Here is a 17069-nt window from a genome sequence, read left to right as displayed (position 1 = left end):
GGAGCAGTGCATGCAGAACGCGAACGACATCACCATCCGCCTGCTGATCGTCGATGACAGCGGCGAGAATGCCGAAGCCATCGTCAGCACCCTGCGCAACAGCGGCATCGCGGTACGCCCGTGGCGCCCGCAGGACGCGGCCGAGCTGGCCCAGGTGCTGACCAGCCAGGCCATCGACCTGGTGCTGGCCTCGCCTTCGCAGGGCATCCCGCTGCAGCTGGCGGCCCAGCACATCGCCGCCAGCGGCAAGGACATCCCGCTGGTGCTGCTGGCTGAGCGCATCGACGAGGATGAACTGGTGCAGGCCAGCAGCCATGGCATCCGCGCCCTCGCCCTGCGCCAGCGCCCCGAGCACCTGCTCGCCGTGGTCCGCGACCAGTGGGTGGACCTGCAGGCGCGTCGCGGCCTGCGCCGGATCGAGGCGCAGATGCGCGAGACCGAGCGCCGCTGCGACGCGCTGATCGCCTCCTCGCGCGACCCCATCGCCTACGTGCATGAAGGCATGCACATCCGCGCCAACGACGCCTACCTGGAGATGTTCGGCTACGAGCATTTCGACGACATCGAAGGCATTTCGCTGCTGGACATGGTCGCCGCCCAGCACGTGGAGGGCTTCAAGCAGCTGCTGAAGGGCCTCAGCCGTGGCGAGGCGCCGCCGCCGCAGTACCAGCTCGACGCGCGCCACGAGGACGGCAGTGCGTTCCCGGCGACGATGGAGTTTGCCGCTGCCACCTACGAAGGCGAGTCCTGCCTGCAGGTGGTGCTCCGCCGCCGCATGGAGTTCGACCCCGAGCTGGCACGCGAGGTCGAGGACCTGCGCCAACGCGACCAGGTCACCGGCCTGCTCAATCGCCCGACCTTCATGCTGCAGCTGGAAAGCGCGGTGGCCCAGGCCGGGCGCAGCGAGGGCCAGTTCGGCCTGCTGCTGATCGAGCCGGACCACTACGCGCGCCTGCTGCCGGACATCGGCCTGGCGTCGGCTGACACCCTGATCGGCGCCCTTGCTGGCCTGCTGGCCGAGGTGGTCGGCGAGGACGCACAGCTGGCCCGCTTCGGCGAGCACAATTTCGCCGTGCTGCAGGCCGGGCCCTACGCACAGACCGTGGCGCTGGCCGAGCGCATCCGCGAAGCCTACGCCGCGCACGTCTTCAGCATCGGCGCACGCTCGGCCACGGTGACGGTCAGCATCGGTGGCGTGCAGGTGGGCGAGAAGATCGCCAGCATCGGCCAGGTGCTGGCGCGCGCCAGCGAGTGCACCCAGGCCGCCGCGGAGCTGGGCAACACCTGCCGCATCTTCGACCCGGCTGCCGCCGACCGCGTCGAGGAAGAACGTGTGCAGCGCTGGGTTGCGCGCATCCGCGAGGCACTGGCCGGCGACGGCTTCCAGCTGCACTACCAGCCGGTGCTGAACCTGCAGGGCGAGCCGCTGGAGCTGTACGAGGCCTACCTGCGCCTGGAGAACAATGGCGAGCTGCTGAGCCCGACCGCGTTCCTGGGCATCGCCGAGGAACACGGCCTGCTGGCCGACATCAACCGCTGGGTGGTCTCGCAGGCCATCGCAGTGCTCGGCCAGCGCGCACGCGAAGGCAACGCCACCCAGGTGCTGGTGAAGGTGACGCCGGAATCGTTCGACGACCCACAGATGATCGCCACGCTGCGCCGCGAGCTGCAGGCGCAGGGCGTGCCCGGCGAACGGCTATGGCTGCATGCGCCGGAAGCGAAGGTATTCACCCACCTGCGCAGTGCACAGCAGTTCCTTGCCGAAGTGGCTCCGCTGGGCTGCCGCATCGGCCTGGAGCAATTCGGTTCGGGGCTGGATTCGTTCCAGCTGCTGGCCCACTTCCAGCCGCAGTTCCTCAAGCTGGACCGCGGTTTCACCAGCGATCTGGCGGCCACGCGCGAGAACATCGACCGTATCAGCCAGATCACCGCACGCGCGCAGGAAGCCGGCATCCGCACCATTGCCGAGTTCGTCAGCGATGCCAATTCAATGACGCTGCTGTTCAGTGCCGGCGTGGATTACGTGCAGGGCGACTTCGTCGGCCCCGCGCTGCCGGAGATGAGCTTCGAGTTCGGGTGACCGAAGGTAGTGCCGGCCAGCGGCCGGCGCTACCCAGCAAGCAAAAGGCCGGCATTCGCCGGCCTTTTCGTTGATCAGGTCATGTCGACCAGATGGTCGATCTTCACATCAGGATTGACGTCGGCCTCGTAGTCCACGCCTTCCACGCCAAAGCCGAACAGGCGCAGGAAGTCAGCCTTGTAGCCGGCCAGATCGCTGATCTCGTACAGGTTCTCGTTGGTGACCTGCGGCCACAGCGCCACCACCTTGCCCTGCACGTCCGCAGCCATTTCCTTGTAGTCGGCACGCAGGCGGCCTTCCTCGTCGACCAGCGCGACGGTATGGCCCTCGCCGTCAACCAGATCATGACGCAGGCGATCGACCGCCACGCCCTCGGCCTTGCCGCCGTAGAGGATGTCGTACAGCACGTCGAGCTGTTCAATGCAGCCTTCGTGGGTACCCTTTTCCTTCATCACCTTGAACAGCAGCGACAGGTACAGCGGCATGGTCGGAATGGCCGAGCTGGCCTGGGTCACCACCGCCTTCAGCACCGATACGCGTGCGTCGCCACCGATCCTGGCCAGCTTCTCGCGCAGGCCCAGCACCTTGGTGTCCAGGTCCTTCTTGGCGGCACCGATCGAGCCATTCCAGTAGATCGCCTGGGTGATCTCTTCGCCCACGTAGGTGAAGGCAGTGGTGGTACAGCCGTTGGCCAGCACGCCGGCATCGGCCAGCGCATCGATCCACATCTGCCAGTCCTCGCCACCCATCACCGCGACGGTGCCGGCGATTTCTTCCGGGGTCGCCGGCTGCAGGTGGGTCTCGGTCAGTACTTCCTTGTCGGTATCCAGGCCACGCAGGGTGATCGGCTCGCCGATCGGCTTCAGCGTGGAGCTGATGATCTCGCCGGTCTTCGGGTGCTTGCGGCGCGGCGCAGCCAGGCTGTAGACCACCTGGTCGACTTGGCCGAGATCGGCCTTGATCATTTCGATGGTCTTCGCCTTCACTTCATCGGAGAAGGCATCGCCGTTGATGCTCTTGGCGTACAGGCCGGCTTCCTCGGCGTACTTGTGGAACGCAGCCGAGTTGTACCAACCCGCAGTACCCGGCTTGGTCTCGCTGCCGGGGCGTTCGAAGAATATGCCGAGGGTAGCGGCGCCGCTGCCGAAGGCGGCAGTGATGCGCGCAGCCAGGCCATAGCCGGTGGAGGCGCCGATCACCAGCACGCGCTTCGGGCCGTTCTGGATCGGCGGGCGCGCGCGGATGTAGTCGATCTGCTGCTTGACTGCGGCCTCGCAGCCGGTCGGGTGGGTGGTGACGCAGATGAAGCCGCGGACGCGCGGTTTGATGACCATGGATACCTCGGGTTGGCAGATGCGGCGCACGGGGCGCTCAGCAGGAATACGGGTGCGCGCCTGCGCGCGCGAACCGCAGGATCGTAGTGCGCGGGGCACGAATGCACAACCGACGGCGGCGTAGGGTGGGGTTTGTTCTGCAGGGTTGCACCCTGCACCCGCTGGAAGCCAGAGCAACGTCAACGTCAAAAGCTGGGTTCCTGTGGGTTGGCGGGGTGGGTCCGGTTGCGGGGGCCGCTGCAAGTACGTCCATGTAAGCTCGGTCGCCGCATCCATGCGGCTCACGCCCCCGCAACCGGACCCACCCCGCCTTCGACAGTTTCCCGCGATCTGTCGGAACGGCAGTCTGCTTTGGTGGGTGTCGACCTTGGTCGACACAGTAGATCCACGCCATGCGTGGATGACTCATTCGATATCTGACAGATGTGTCGACCAAGGTCGACACCTACCAACAGCCGCAGGAATCTGTCGGAGGTGGGGCGGTGTCGGAGTGCGGGGTGTCAGCCGCATGGATGCGGCTGCCAAGCCTACAGGGACGTACTTGCGGCGTCCCCGCACTCCGACACCGCCCCGCCACCCCACGGAATGCACGCTGCTGCTGTTGCTGTTGCCGGCCAGCGGCCGGCACTACCGCAGGTGCAGGGCTGCAAGCCATGCCAACAAAAAACCCCGCTTGCGCGGGGTTCTCTGTGTGTTGCGTGCAGCGCGAACGCTTACGGGCGGCGGGCCAGGGCCTCGACGTCCTTGGCCTTCGGCAGCAGGTCCTGCTTGCTGACGCGCAGGAAACCGATCGTCAGCATCGGCACCGCCACCAGGATCGAGGACAGCACCACGATCACTGCACCGATCATGTGCGTCTCGGCCAGGCCTTCCATCGAGCTGCCGCCGTACATGTACAGGGCAAGTGCCGACAGGAAGAACATCACCGCGGTGATCACCGTACGCGACAGCGTCTGGTTGATCGAACGGTTCAGCACCTCCATCGAGTCCACGCGCAGGCTGCGGAAGTTCTCGCGGACGCGGTCGAAGACCACGATCAGATCGTTGATCGCAAAGCCCATCACCGACAGCAGGCCGGCCAGCACGGTCAGGTCGAACTCACGGCCCAGCAGGGACACGTAAGCCACCGTCACGATCAGGTCGAACATCGCCACGATGCTGGCGGTGACCGCGAACTTCCATTCGAAGCGCACCGCGATGTAGATCAGGAAGCCGGCCAGCATGAAGATGGTGGCGTACAGGCCATTCATCGCCAGGTCCTTGCCGATCTGCGGACCCACGAACTCGTTGCGGAGCACGGTGGCCTGGTTGTCGGCGGTGGACAGTGCCTTCACCACGGCGGCGGCGGTGGCCTTGTCTTCGTGCGCGGCGTCGCCGGTACCGGCAGCGTGCTCACCATGCGGGGCCAGGCGGATCAGCAGGTCGGTGTTGCCACCGACGCTCTGCACCTGGGCACCCTCAAAGCCGCTCTGCTCGAGCTTGGTTCGGACCTGCTCGACGTCCACGGCCTTGTCGAAGCGGGCTTCGATCAGGGTGCCGCCGGTGAAGTCCAGGGCGTAGTTGAAGCCCTTGACGCCGATGATGGCGACCGAGGCCAGGAACACGATGACCGTGACGACCATCGCGACATGGCGCCAGCGCATGAAGTCGATCTTGGTGTCGTTCGGGAGGATGTGCAGCGGAAACAGTTTCATGTGCGTGTCGTCCCGTCAGATGGCCACGTTCTGGAGCTTCTTGCGGCGGCCGTAGATCAGCGTCGCCAGCGCACGCGACACGGTGATCGCGGTGAACATGGAGGCGAAAATACCGATGATCATGGTCAGCGCGAAGCCCTTCAGCGGACCGGTACCGAATGCGAACAGCGCCACACCGACGATCAGGCCGGTCAGGTTGGCGTCGAGGATGGTGCCCGAGGCACGCTCGTAACCGGTCACGATCGCGGTCTTGCCCGGCACGCCGGCACGCAGCTCTTCACGGATACGCTCGTTGATCAGCACGTTGGCGTCCACCGACAGGCCGACCGACAACGCCAGGCCGGCGAAGCCCGGCAGGGTCATGGTCGCGCCGAACAGCGACATCACCGCCACCACGATCAGCAGGTTGAACAGCATCGCGATCGAGGTGATCACACCGAACATGCGGTAGTACACGCTGAAGAACACCAGGGTGAACAGGAACGCGAACACCACCGCGCGCATACCGTTCTTGACGTTCTCGGCACCCAGGCTCGGGCCGACCACACGCTCTTCGACGAAGTCCATCGGCGCGGCCAGCGAGCCGGACTTGAGCAGCTTGGCCAGGTCTTCGGCTTCCTTCTTCTGCAGACCGGTGGTCTGGAAGTTCTTGCCGAACACGCCGTTGATGTTGGCCACCGAGATCACTTCCTCGTTGACCTTGAAGCCACGCACTTCCTGGCCGTCGACGACGGTCACGGTCGGCACGCGCTCGGTGTAGACCACCGCCATCGGCTTGTTCACGTTGGCGCTGGTGAAGTCGAACATGCGCTGGCCACCGACGTTGTTCAGCGTCACGCTGACGGCCGGGGAGCCACTGTTCGAATCGGTCACGGCCTGCGCGCCGACCATCTGGTCACCGGTGACGATCACGCGCTTGTTCAGCAGGATCGGACCACCGCCGTCACGACGCTGGTAGACCTTCGCTTCCGGCGGGATGCGGCCGGCAGTGATGGCGTCCTGTGCGTTGCCTTCAACCACCGCACGGTATTCCAGGGTGGCGGTGGCGCCGATCATGCGCTTGGCTTCGGCAGTGTCCTGCACGCCCGGCAGCTGCACGACCACGCGGTCGGCACCCTGGCGCTGGATGATCGGCTCGGCCACGCCGAGCTGGTTCACGCGGTTGCGCAGGGTGTTGATGTTCTGCTCGATGGCGCCATTGGAGATCTGGGCGATCTCGGTATCCGGCACAGTCACCGTGATGCGGTTGCCGCTGACGTCGTAGCCGAGGGTCGGCTGCGCCTTGACCAGGGCGGTACGGGCACGCTGCGCGGCGTCATCGCCGGCGGACGGGCTCAGGTTGGCCACGATGCTGTTGTCAGCGCGGCGTTCCACCGACTGGTAGGCGATGCGCGCGTCACGCAGGGTGCTGCGCACGTCTTCGGTGTAGGCATCCAGGCGCTTGTCGAGAGCGGCCTTCTGGTCGACCTGCAGCACGAAGTGCACACCACCCTGCAGGTCCAGGCCCAGCACCATCGGGCGACCGCCCAGCTTGGCCAGCCAGTCCGGCACGGTCGAGGCCAGGTTCAGGGCCACGGTGTACTTCTCGCCGATGGTGTCACGCAGGGCGTCGCTGGCAGCGGACTGCGCCTTCAGGTCCGGCAGGCGGACGATCAGGCTCTCCCCTTCCTTCTCGACACCGATGGTGGTGACACCGGCCGTCTTCAGGTCGGCCAGCACACGGTCGCGCAGCGCATCGTCGATCTGGCCGCCACGGTTGGCGGTGATCTGGAGGGCCGGGTCCTTCTGGTAGATGTTGGGCAGCGCGTACAGCGCACTGAGCGCCAGTACGATCAGGATGACGACGTACTTCCAGCGTGGAAATTCGAGCATTGCTTGGGTCCCGCGCGGCGCCATCCCCGGCGCCGCGGTTGTGCTTCGGAAAGGGAGTGGCTTACTTGGCCGAATCCAGGGTGCCGGTCGGCAGCACGCTGCCGACAGCGCCCTTCTGCACGCGGATGCGCACGTTCTCGGCCACTTCGATGGTGATGAAGTTGTCGCCGATGTCGGTGACCTTGCCGGCGATGCCACCGTTGGTCAGCACTTCGTCGCCACGCTTGATCTTCTCCAGCATGGACTTGTGCTCCTTCTGCCGCTTCATCTGCGGGCGGATCATCAGGAAGTACATGATGGCGATCAGGATGATCGGGAACAGCAGCGTGGTCAGGCCCATGCCCTGCGGTTGGCCGCCGGCGGCCTGGGCGTGGGCGGCGGGAATCAGGAAGGCAAGCAGGTTCATCGTTGGTCCTTTGGTTGGGCGGCGCTCCGGCCCTTTCACGGGCACGGGGTGTCGACCGCGGATCTGGGTCAGCCTTGAAGTATGCCACGGCCCCGGGCGTTCGTCCTTGGGCCGTTTGGCAGGGGGCACTCGGGTTACAGGGGGGGAGCTACCGCCCCGCGTGCCGCGTAGAAAGACTCACGGAAGGCCAGGAAGGTTCCCGCCTCGATCGCCGCACGGATGTCGGCCATGAGCTTTTCGTAATAGAACAGGTTGTGCAGGGTGCCCAGCATCGGCGCCAGCATCTCGTTGCAGCGGTCCAGGTGGCGCAGGTAGGACCGGGTATAGCCGCCGGTGCAGGCCACGCAGCCGCAGCCCGGCTCGATCGGGTCCATGTCGCGCGCGTACTGGGAATTACGGATGCGAACGGTGCCGAACGAGGTGAAATAGTGGCCGTTGCGGGCGTTGCGGGTGGGCATCACGCAGTCGAACATGTCCACGCCACGTGCGACGCCCTCGACCAGATCCTCCGGCCGGCCCACACCCATCAGGTAGCGCGGGCGGTCGCCCGGCAGTTCCGGGTCCAGGTGATCGAGCATGGCGTTGCGCTCGTGCTCCGGCTCGCCCACGGCCAGGCCGCCGATGGCGTAGCCGTCGAAGCCGATCGCCTGCAGGGCCTCGGCCGAGCGGCTGCGCAGGTCGGTATGCACGCCGCCCTGGACGATGCCGAACAGGGCCGCGTCGTTGCCCAGCTCGTCATGCGCGTTGCGGCTGCGCTGGGCCCAGCGCAGGCTCAGCTCCATCGAACGGCGGGCGACATCCTCGGTGGCCGGGTACGGGGTGCACTCGTCGAAGATCATCACCACGTCCGAATCGAGCACCTTCTGGATCTTCATGCTCTCTTCCGGGCCCAGGAACACACGGGCGCCGTCGGTCGGCGAGGCGAAGGTCACGCCCTGCTCGGTGATCTTGCGGCGGTGGGCCAGCGAGAACACCTGGAAACCACCCGAATCGGTCAGGATCGGGCCATCCCAACGGCAGAAGCCGTGCAGGCCGCCGTGGTCGGCGATGATGTCCAGGCCCGGCCGCAGGTAGAGGTGGAAGGTGTTGCCGAGGATGATCTCGGCGCCCAGCGCACGCACCTGGTCCGGCAGGATGCCCTTGACCGAGCCATAGGTTCCCACCGGCATGAAGGCCGGCGTTTCCACCGTGCCACGCGGGAAGGTCAGGCGGCCACGGCGGGCACGGCCGTCGCGGGTCTTGAGCTGGAACTGCAGTCGGGACATGGAGCGGTCATTCAGGCAAATAGTCGCCCATTGTCTCCCAAAACCGGGGCGACCGCCCATTCAGGCCTGAACGACACGGCAGTGGAGCCACGCCATGCGTGGCTTTCCTCCCCTCCAGGTTCCGGCAAGTGCGCACCAACGGTGCGCACCCACCAGGCTGGCGGTGCGCACCCACCAGGAGCAAGCAGAGGTCAGCGCCCTACCCCGCCTGCGGGAACAGCAGCATCGCGTCGCCGTAGCTGAAGAAGCGGTAGCGCTGTTCGATCGCGTGCTGGTAGGCCTCGAATACCCGTTCTTTGCCGGCGAACGCGGAAATCATCATCAGCAGGGTGCTTTCCGGCAGGTGGAAGTTGGTCACCATCGCGTCCACGCTGCGGATGCGGTAGCCCGGGGTGATGAAGATCTGCGTCTCGCCGGCGAACGGCAGCAGCTCACCATCGCGCATCGCGCTTTCCAGCGCGCGCACCACGGTGGTGCCGACGCCGATCACCCGGCCGCCGGCGGCGCGCGTGCGCCGCACCTGCTGCACCAGTTCGGCACCGACGTTCAGCCACTCGCGGTGCATCACGTGGTCCTTCAGGTCATCGGCACGCACCGGCTGGAAGGTGCCCGCACCCACGTGCAGGGTGACGTGGCCGAAGTCCACGCCCTTTTCCTTCAGCGCGGCCAGCAACGGTTCGTCGAAATGCAGGCCTGCGGTCGGCGCAGCCACCGCGCCCACTTCGCGCGCGAACACGGTCTGGTAGCGCTCACGGTCGTCCATGCCCGGCTCGCGCTGGATGTAGGGCGGCAGCGGCAGGCGGCCGGCATGCAGCAGCCACTGCTCCAGCGACTCGGGCACATGGAACTGCAGCACGTAGAACTCGCCATCGCGGCCCAGCACCTCGGCTTCGCCACCGGCATCCAGCGCGATGCGGCTGCCAGTCTTCGGTGACTTGCTGGCGCCGACCTGCGCGCGCGCCTGCTGGGCGCCGAGCAGGCGCTCGATCAGGATCTCCACGCGGCCGCCACTGGCCTTCTGCCCGAACAGGCGCGCCGGGATCACCCGGGTGTCGTTGAACACCAGCAGGTCGCCCGGCTGCAGCAGCGACGGCAGGTCACGTACCTGCAGATCGGTGAACGCGGCGGGGGCTTGCGGCACCAGCAGCAGGCGGCTGGCGGAACGCTCGGCCAGGGGCGCCTGCGCGATCAGTTCGGCCGGCAGGTCGTAGTTGAAATCGGACTTCTTCAAGGCAGTGGGCGGCAACAGGTCGACAATGGCGCGCATTGTACGTCCAGCGTCTGCGAGCCGGCGTGCTTCGCGGCGAACGTCGCGCAAAATGCTGCTATGCAGCAGGTTTCTGCGGGGTTATCGCGCAAAAAAACAAGTGCTAGCATCGAGTCGGAAGTCCGCTGCACGAGCCTGCCCCCAAGCGCGCGTGATGACGCGCGTTTTGCTTTTGAAGGCCCGTGCGACCCATCGTTTCAGGAGATCTGCAATGAGCTTCATCGAACGCCTCGCCCCCCTGCGCAACCAGCCCGGCACCCGCCTCACCACCGGCCTGGACGACGCCACCCTGACCGCCCTGTCCGGCCGCCACCCGCAGCTGATCGCCGCAGTGGATGCCGCCGCCGAGGAATTCGCGCGCGTACAGGCCGACCTGGGGCCGCTGCTGGCGCAGGACGAACAGGAGCAGATCGACGCGATGCAGGACGGCTTCGTCAATTTCTATGCCGATGATGCAGTGACCCCGTACGTGGCGCTGGCCGCGCGCGGCCCGTGGGTGGTCACCCTGAAGGGTGCGGTGCTGTACGACGCCGGCGGCTACGGCATGCTCGGCTTCGGGCACACCCCGGATGCCGTGCTGGAGGCGATGGCGCGCCCGCAGGTGATGGCCAACATCATGACCCCCAGCCTGTCGCAGCAGCGCTTCGTCACCGCCCTGCGCGCCGAGATTGGCCACCGCCGTGGCGGCTGCCCGTTCGCCCGCTTCATGTGCCTGAATTCCGGCTCCGAGGCGGTTGGCCTGGCCGCCCGCATCGCCGATGTCAACGCCAAGCTGCAGACCGACCCGGGCGCCCGCCACGCCGGCGCCACGATCAAGCGCGTGGTGGTCAAGGGCAGCTTCCATGGCCGTACCGACCGCCCTGCCCTGTATTCCGATTCCAGCCGCAAGAGCTACATGCAGCACCTGGCCAGCTACCGCGGCGAGGATTCGGTGATCACCGTGGCGCCGTACGATGAGGCCGGCCTGCGCAAGGTGTTCGAGGACGCCGCACGCAACCAGTGGTTCATCGAGGCGGTGTTCCTGGAACCGGTAATGGGCGAAGGCGACCCGGGCCGTTCGGTGCCGCCGGCGTTCTATGCCGTGGCCCGTGAGCTGACCCGTGCGCACGGCAGCCTGCTGCTGCTGGACTCGATCCAGGCTGGCCTGCGCGCGCATGGCGTGCTGTCGGTGGTCGATTACCCGGGCTTCGAAGGCCTGGATCCGCCGGACATGGAGACCTACTCCAAGGCGCTCAACGCCGCGCAGTACCCGCTGTCGGTGCTGGCGGTGACCGAGCATGCCGCGCAGCTGTACCGCAAGGGCATCTACGGCAACACCATGACCAGCAACCCGCGCGCGCTGGACGTGGCCTGTGCCACCCTGGCGCAGCTGACCCCGCAGGTGCGTGCCAACATCGCCGAACGCGGTGCCGAGGCCGTGCGCAAGCTGGAACAGCTCAAGAGCGAGCTGGGCGGCCTGATCACCAAGGTGCAGGGCACCGGCCTGCTGTTCTCCTGCGAGCTGGCCCCGCAGTTCAAGTGCTACGGTGCCAATTCCACCGAGGAATGGCTGCGCCAGCACGGCATCAACGTGATCCACGGCGGCGAGAATTCGCTGCGCTTCACCCCGCACTTCGGCATGGACAGCGACGAGCTGGACCTGCTGGTCGGCATGGTGGGCCGTGCCCTGCGAGAAGGCCCGCGCCGCGAGCAGGCTGCGGCGGCGTAAGCCTGCTTGGCCTTTGTAGAGTCGAGCCAAGCTCGACTCGGCCTTTGCCGCGATCTGAACGAAGAGCAGCCGAGCATGGCTCGGCTCTACAGAAGGGCTCATAATCCAAGGACACCCCGTCCCCGACCGCCCCTGCGGTTGGCGACGGGGCGTTTTCGTTTCCGGCCAAGAGACAGGAAGATCCATGAAATCGATCTGTGTGTACTGTGGTTCCAACGCTGGCAGCAAGCCGGCCTACACCGAACGCGCCATTGCCTTGGGTGATCGCATCGCCCGTGACGGCCTGCGCCTGGTGTATGGCGGTGGCAACGTCGGCCTGATGGGAACCGTGGCCAATGCCGTGCTCGCCGCCGGCGGCGAAGTGACCGGGGTGATCCCGCGCCAGCTGGCCGACTGGGAAGTGGCCCACCGTGGCCTGACCGAACTGGAGATCGTCGGTTCGATGCATGAGCGCAAGTCGCGCATGTTCGACCTCGCCGATGGCTTCGTCGCCCTGCCCGGCGGCTTCGGCACCATGGAAGAGATCTTCGAGATGCTGACCTGGCGCCAGCTCGGCATCGGCAACAAGCCGTGCGCCTTCCTTGATGTGGAAGGCTTCTACGCCCCGCTGATCGGCATGATCGATCGGATGGTGGAAGAGCGCTTCCTGCATCCGGACCAGCGCCAGGACCTGTGGTACGGCTCGGACATCGAGGAAATGCTGGAGTGGATGCAGAACTACCAGCCGGCCCAGGCCTCGAAGTGGATCGACGAGAAGCGTCGCTCCGCCCTGCGCTGAGGCGCCCCGGCGCGGTGGCTCAGGCCACCGCGCGCTCCCACGGTGCCGGGCGGCCCAGCAGGTAGCCCTGGCCGTAGTCGCAACCGAGTTCGCGCAGCGTCTGCCGCTGCGCCTCGGTCTCGATGCCTTCGCCGATGGTTTCAATGCCCAGGGTGCGGGCCAGTGACAGCACGCCTTCGACCAGCGCGCGCGTGCTCTGCACTTCCGGCCCATGCAGGCCGGCGATGAAACTCTGGTCGATCTTCAACGTGCTGATCGGGAAACGGTGCAGGTACGACAGCGCCGAGAAACCGGTACCGAAATCGTCCAGCTGCACCTGGATGCCACGCTCGCGCAGGCCCTGCAGGATGCGCAGCGTATGCGGGCCATCGTCCAGCAGCGCCACCTCGGTAATCTCCAGGCGCAGCCGGCGCGGATCGGCGCCGCATGCATCGAGCAGACCGAACAGGCGGCCACTGAACTCGGCCGAACGGAAATGGCGTGGCGATACGTTCACCGAGACATAGCCGTGGCCGCCTTCGGCCAGTCCCGCGATGACCTGTTCGTAGATCAGCCAGTCGACCTGTTCGATCAGGCCGCTTTCCTCGCCCAGCTCCAGGAACGCCCCGGGCAGCAGCAGGCCACGGCGCTCGTGCTGCCAGCGCAGCAAGGCCTCATGCCCCACCACCTCGCCATCGGACAGGCGCACGATCGGCTGGTAGAACGGGACGAAGTCGCGGTTGTTGATCGCACGGCGCAGGTCGGCTTCCAGATCGAGGCTGCGCATGGCCTGCTCGCGCATGTCCTCGTCGAAGATCGCGCAGCGGTCATGGCCCTGCGCCTTGGCCCGGTACATCGCCGCGTCGGCGTCACGCAGCAGCTCCTCGCCGGTGCGGTAGCGCGGGTTCCACAAGGCGATGCCCAGGCTGCCGGAAGGGAACAGCTCGCGCCCGGCGATCCACATCGATTCCTGCAATGCCAGCAACAGCCGCTGGCCGAAATCCAGCGCCTGTGCCAGCCCCTGCGGACACTGCAGCAGCACCGCGAACTCGTCGCCGCCCAGCCGCGCCACCACATCCTCGGTGCCCGCCATCGATACGATGCGCTTGGCCACCTCCACCAGCATGCGGTCACCGGCGGCGTGGCCGATGCTGTCGTTGACCAGCTTGAAGCGGTCCAGATCGAGGAACAGCACGGCGAATACCGGCCCACCCTCGCGTTTGGCCAATGCCAGCGCATCCTGCAGGCGATCGAGCAGGTGCAGGCGGTTGGGCAGTCCGGTCAGCGCATCGTGCATGGCCTGATGGGTCAGGCGCTGCTCGGCGCGCAGGCGCTCGCCGATCTGCCCGAGCAGCTTTTCGTTGACCTCGGCCAGCTCGCGGGTGCGTTCCTCCACGCGCTTTTCCAGCTCTGCATGCGCCGAACGCAGCTGCGTCTGGTCGCGCTGGCGCGCCAGCCCGGTTCCGATGTTCTGTGCAACGAAGGTCAGCAGGCGCTGATCGTGCACGCTGAACGTGCTGTTCTCGCTGTAGCTCTGCACCACGATCGCGCCGACCACCTCGTCGTCGCGCAGCAGCGGCACGCCCAGCCAGCAATGCGACCGTGCGCCCGATTCGCGCACCTCGCCGCTGGCCAGCAGTGCGTCGATCTGTTGCCGCGAAGCCAGCAACGGGCGCCGGTTGCGCACGACATACTCGGTCAGGCCGCGGCTGAACGGGCGTGGCGCGCGGCTGGCGTTGTGTTCGTCCACCGAGTAGACGAAGTCCAGGCCGTTGCCGGCCCCGTTCACCAGCGCGATATAGAAATTGCGCGCGTCAAGCAGGCGCCCGACCACACCATGCACCTGCCCGTAGAACTGGGCCAGGCTGTCGGCCGACATCGCCATCTCGGCGATGTTGTACAGCGCGGTCTGCAGCTGCTCGGCGCGGCGGCGCTCGGCCACTTCATCCTGCAGGCTGCGATTGGCGCGCTGCAGCTCCAGCGTGCGCCGCTCCACCTGTTGTTCCAGCCGGACCTGCGCCTGGCGCCGGTCCATCGCGGTCTGCACATGCTGCGCGACAAAGCCCAGCAGCGCCCGCTCGGCCTCGCCATAGCGGGCCGCCAGCTCATAGCTCTGCACCACGATGGCGCCGCAGACCCGGCCATCGCGCAGCATCGGCACGCCGAGCCAGTCCAGGCTCTCCGGGCCACGCTGCGGGTCGTGCTCCTGCTCGACCACGCGCGCCAGCAGCTCGCGCGAGGGGCCACTGAGCGGCTTGCCGTGGCGCAGCAACGCCACGGTCAGGCTGCGCGGCATCTCGCCGGCATCATGGCTCTGCGACGGATCGGCGACGAAGTCGTCGACCTGGTCGGCGAAATACAGGAAGCGGATCTGGTCGCGGGCATCGTCGTATTCGACGATGTAGCAGTTTTCCGCGTACATCAGCGTGCCAAGCACGCCGTGCACGTGGCGCAGCATCTCCGACATCTCCAGGTCGGCGCCGGCCAGATCGGCGATCTGGAACAGCGCCTGCTGCAGCCGTTCAGCCTCTTCCAGCGCCTTGATCTGCCCGGCCTGGCGACCGCGCTGCAGCGCCAGCTCCATGGCCTGCCGGGCCAGCCCCCACCACGCCGCGGAAGGCACGGCACCTTCCACCGACAACTGCAGGCGGGCACCGTCGTATTCCCAGCCATGGCAACCGTCGCCGGCGCCCGGCGCAGCGACCGCCCCAGCCACCACGACAGCCGGCCAGCCGCCCTGGCCGCGGCCCAGCTGCGGGTCGTCCCAGCCAACGCGGACCACGGCGGATTCCGGCAGCAGCGCATGCAATGCGCGCACCAGCGCCGTGCTCAGCACGGCCTCGTGTGGTGGCTCTTCCGCCGGTTCAACGTGCGTGGACAAATGTCAATCTCTTGGCGCCGTCTGTGCGTCGCCTCCCCTGAGCCGCCGAGCATAGCGCGCCACCCGGGGGGCAATGGAAGCCCGTAAACCCCGAATCGTGCGCCCGTACGTTTTTCCTGCTGTCCGTAGCCGCTTCCACGCCATGAACCTCGCCCTGCCCGCCCCCGTCACCGGCTATGCGCCACCGCCTGCAGGCCTTACCCTGTACGCCGTGGAAGCCAGCGCACTGCCAACCGATGAAGCCTTGATGCTGGCCTGGGCCGGTGGCGACCTGCGCGCGTTCGAAAGCCTGTATGCGCGCCATCGCAAGCGCCTGTTCGGCTTCCTGCTGCGGCAACTGCGCGACAACGCGCTGGCCGAGGAGATCTTCCAGGATGTCTGGCAACGGGTGATCAGCGCCCGCGCGGGCTGGCAGCCTGAAGCTGCATTCAGCACGTGGCTGTTCCGCATCGCCCACAACCGCCTGAACGACCATTGGCGGGCGGCCCGCCATCGCCCCGCCGCACCGGCCGACGCCGACCTGCGCCTGGCCGCGATCGAGGACGGGCAGACCCCGGAAGCCGAGCTTTCCGAATTCGAACAACGTCGCCGCATCCAACTGGCGATGGAGCAACTGCCGCCCGAGCAGCGCGAAGTGCTGCAGTTGCGGCTGGATCAGGAACTGAGCCTGGAGGAGATCGGCCAGATCACCGGCGTAGGCCGGGAAACCGTGAAATCGCGGCTGCGCTATGCGATGGACAAGCTGCGTGCGGGACTGAACGCATGAACCGAGACGAACCGCTGACGCCGGAAGAACGCGAGCTGGCGCGCCTGCTCGGCCGCCGCGTCGAACCGGCCCCACCGGCCGCACTGGACGCGACCATCCTAGCCGCGGCGCGCGCAGCCGTGGACGCACCGGCTGCCGAGGCTGTCGCCTCGCCGGACGCGCCACGCACGCAGCGCACGCGCCCACGCTGGCCGGCGGTATTCGGCATCGCCGCCTCGATGGTGTTCGCCATAGGCATCGCCTGGCAGCTGCGCCCGGAACCGCCGCCGGTTCCGGCAGGCGAGGCCCAGGTGGCGGCAGCTCCAGCCGTGGCCGATGACACGGCCACGGCGCAGATGGCGGAACGCAGTGCCGCCGATGACAGCAATGCTGCAGACAGCGCCGCTGCGGCCGCAGAACCGGCTCCTGCCCCGGCAGCGCCTCCGCCCGCCCCGGTTGCTGCGCCGGCACCCGCCGCTGCCGCCCCGGCCGTCGCGCGCGCGCCGGTACCGGCGCCGGCCGAGGCTGCTGATGCGCCAGCGGCGACGGCACCATCGGCGGCTCGATCGAGGGTTGCAGAAGTGGCCGCCGACAGCTCCTTTGCCGCGCTGCCTCCCGCACCGGCACCGGCAGCGGCACCGCCCGCACCTCCCGCAGCGGCTGCCTACTCGGCACCTGCACCGGCAGTGGCGCCAGCCCCGGCAGGGGCGCTGAAAGCACGCACCGCCGAGGCGCCACTGGCCAACGCTGCCGATGCCGAACGGGCGCAGGTACTGGACCGGGTGGAGATCACCTCGATGAAGCGCCAGGCCCCGAGCCGCTCCGCACCCGGCGTCATGCGGCGCGGCGCCGACGCGGGGCTCAGTGCGGATGCCGTGCAGGCCGAAGTGGAGGCCGATGCACAGCTGCCGCGACGGCAGTGGCTGCAGAAGATCCGTGCGCGGCGCGACGACGGCCAGCGCGACCTGGCACGCGCCAGCCTGGAGCGCTATGTGCAGCAGTATCCGGAAGCGCGCCTGCCGCGCGACCTGCGCCCGCTGCTGGACGACTGAAGCGGACA

12 protein-coding genes are annotated in these 17069 nt (G+C 67.4%); 5 read left to right on the top strand and 7 right to left on the bottom strand.

Annotation, left to right across the window (positions count from 1 at the left end; all coding sequences use genetic code 11):
- Positions 1-10: 10 nt before the first annotated feature.
- Positions 11-2080 (top strand): EAL domain-containing response regulator, encoded by a 2070-nt coding sequence (locus AB1281_RS07220; RefSeq protein WP_430345441.1) that lies wholly within the window; start codon positions 11-13, stop codon positions 2078-2080.
- A 74-nt stretch (positions 2081-2154) separates the two neighbouring features.
- Here the strand turns inward: AB1281_RS07220 and fabV are convergent, their stop codons facing one another.
- The 6 genes from fabV to queA form a co-directional block, all read right to left on the bottom strand.
- Positions 2155-3414, bottom strand: a complete 1260-nt coding sequence (gene fabV, locus AB1281_RS07215) for an enoyl-ACP reductase FabV (protein ID WP_430345440.1) — start codon at positions 3412-3414, stop codon at positions 2155-2157.
- Positions 3415-4127: 713 nt separating this feature from the next.
- Entirely contained in the window at positions 4128-5108 is a 981-nt protein-coding gene (gene secF, locus AB1281_RS07210; RefSeq protein WP_101765305.1) for a protein translocase subunit SecF, read from the bottom strand.
- A 15-nt stretch (positions 5109-5123) separates the two neighbouring features.
- Complete coding sequence (gene secD / locus AB1281_RS07205; RefSeq protein ID WP_430345439.1) at positions 5124-6980, bottom strand: protein translocase subunit SecD; 1857 nt, start codon at positions 6978-6980, stop codon at positions 5124-5126.
- Between the two features lie 61 nt (positions 6981-7041).
- Positions 7042-7386, bottom strand: coding sequence for a preprotein translocase subunit YajC (gene yajC / locus AB1281_RS07200; protein ID WP_014036867.1), 345 nt, complete (start codon positions 7384-7386; stop codon positions 7042-7044).
- Positions 7387-7520: 134 nt separating this feature from the next.
- Positions 7521-8651: a tRNA guanosine(34) transglycosylase Tgt gene (gene tgt / locus AB1281_RS07195; protein ID WP_006434331.1), complete on the bottom strand. Its 1131-nt coding sequence runs from the start codon at positions 8649-8651 to the stop codon at positions 7521-7523.
- Between the two features lie 199 nt (positions 8652-8850).
- Positions 8851-9918, bottom strand: coding sequence for a tRNA preQ1(34) S-adenosylmethionine ribosyltransferase-isomerase QueA (queA, locus tag AB1281_RS07190; RefSeq protein ID WP_430345438.1), 1068 nt, complete (start codon positions 9916-9918; stop codon positions 8851-8853).
- 211 nt (positions 9919-10129) lie between these two features.
- Here queA and AB1281_RS07185 point away from each other — a divergent pair, with 211 nt between their 5' ends.
- Together AB1281_RS07185 and AB1281_RS07180 are read left to right on the top strand one after the other, a co-directional pair.
- Entirely contained in the window at positions 10130-11626 is a 1497-nt protein-coding gene (locus tag AB1281_RS07185; protein WP_430345437.1) for an aminotransferase class III-fold pyridoxal phosphate-dependent enzyme, read from the top strand.
- Positions 11627-11810: 184 nt separating this feature from the next.
- Positions 11811-12404: a TIGR00730 family Rossman fold protein gene (locus AB1281_RS07180; protein ID WP_014036864.1), complete on the top strand. Its 594-nt coding sequence runs from the start codon at positions 11811-11813 to the stop codon at positions 12402-12404.
- A 19-nt stretch (positions 12405-12423) separates the two neighbouring features.
- Here the strand turns inward: AB1281_RS07180 and AB1281_RS07175 are convergent, their stop codons facing one another.
- Positions 12424-15264 (bottom strand): bifunctional diguanylate cyclase/phosphodiesterase, encoded by a 2841-nt coding sequence (locus AB1281_RS07175; RefSeq protein WP_430345436.1) that lies wholly within the window; start codon positions 15262-15264, stop codon positions 12424-12426.
- 247 nt (positions 15265-15511) lie between these two features.
- Between AB1281_RS07175 and AB1281_RS07170 the strand changes: the two genes are divergently transcribed.
- Both AB1281_RS07170 and AB1281_RS07165 read left to right on the top strand, forming a co-directional pair.
- Complete coding sequence (locus tag AB1281_RS07170; RefSeq protein ID WP_229298213.1) at positions 15512-16030, top strand: RNA polymerase sigma factor; 519 nt, start codon at positions 15512-15514, stop codon at positions 16028-16030.
- Positions 16027-17061 carry a hypothetical protein gene (locus AB1281_RS07165; RefSeq protein WP_430345435.1) on the top strand — a complete coding sequence of 345 codons (1035 nt, stop codon included), beginning with the start codon at positions 16027-16029 and terminating at the stop codon, positions 17059-17061. The genes AB1281_RS07170 and AB1281_RS07165 overlap by 4 nt, the downstream gene beginning before the upstream one ends.
- Positions 17062-17069: the final 8 nt, after the last annotated feature.

It is taken from the genome of Stenotrophomonas sp. NRRL B-14846, from assembly GCF_050473585.1.
Classification (GTDB): domain Bacteria; phylum Pseudomonadota; class Gammaproteobacteria; order Xanthomonadales; family Xanthomonadaceae; genus Stenotrophomonas.
The sequence above is the reverse complement of the archived record's forward strand: the minus strand, read 5'-3'. Positions and strand labels throughout refer to the sequence as shown.

What these genes read in the sequence shown, in the direction of transcription:
- queA (WP_430345438.1), bottom strand. Translation starts at nt 9,918, where the DNA reads ATGCGCGCCATTGTCGACCTGTTGCCGCCCACTGCCTTGAAGAAGTCC.
- AB1281_RS07185 (WP_430345437.1), top strand. Translation starts at nt 10,130, where the DNA reads ATGAGCTTCATCGAACGCCTCGCCCCCCTGCGCAACCAGCCCGGCACC.
- yajC (WP_014036867.1), bottom strand. Translation starts at nt 7,386, where the DNA reads ATGAACCTGCTTGCCTTCCTGATTCCCGCCGCCCACGCCCAGGCCGCC.
- tgt (WP_006434331.1), bottom strand. Translation starts at nt 8,651, where the DNA reads ATGTCCCGACTGCAGTTCCAGCTCAAGACCCGCGACGGCCGTGCCCGC.
- AB1281_RS07170 (WP_229298213.1), top strand. Translation starts at nt 15,512, where the DNA reads ATGCTGGCCTGGGCCGGTGGCGACCTGCGCGCGTTCGAAAGCCTGTAT.
- AB1281_RS07165 (WP_430345435.1), top strand. Translation starts at nt 16,027, where the DNA reads ATGAACCGAGACGAACCGCTGACGCCGGAAGAACGCGAGCTGGCGCGC.
- AB1281_RS07180 (WP_014036864.1), top strand. Translation starts at nt 11,811, where the DNA reads ATGAAATCGATCTGTGTGTACTGTGGTTCCAACGCTGGCAGCAAGCCG.
- AB1281_RS07220 (WP_430345441.1), top strand. Translation starts at nt 11, where the DNA reads ATGCAGAACGCGAACGACATCACCATCCGCCTGCTGATCGTCGATGAC.
- fabV (WP_430345440.1), bottom strand. Translation starts at nt 3,414, where the DNA reads ATGGTCATCAAACCGCGCGTCCGCGGCTTCATCTGCGTCACCACCCAC.
- secD (WP_430345439.1), bottom strand. Translation starts at nt 6,980, where the DNA reads ATGCTCGAATTTCCACGCTGGAAGTACGTCGTCATCCTGATCGTACTG.
- secF (WP_101765305.1), bottom strand. Translation starts at nt 5,108, where the DNA reads ATGAAACTGTTTCCGCTGCACATCCTCCCGAACGACACCAAGATCGAC.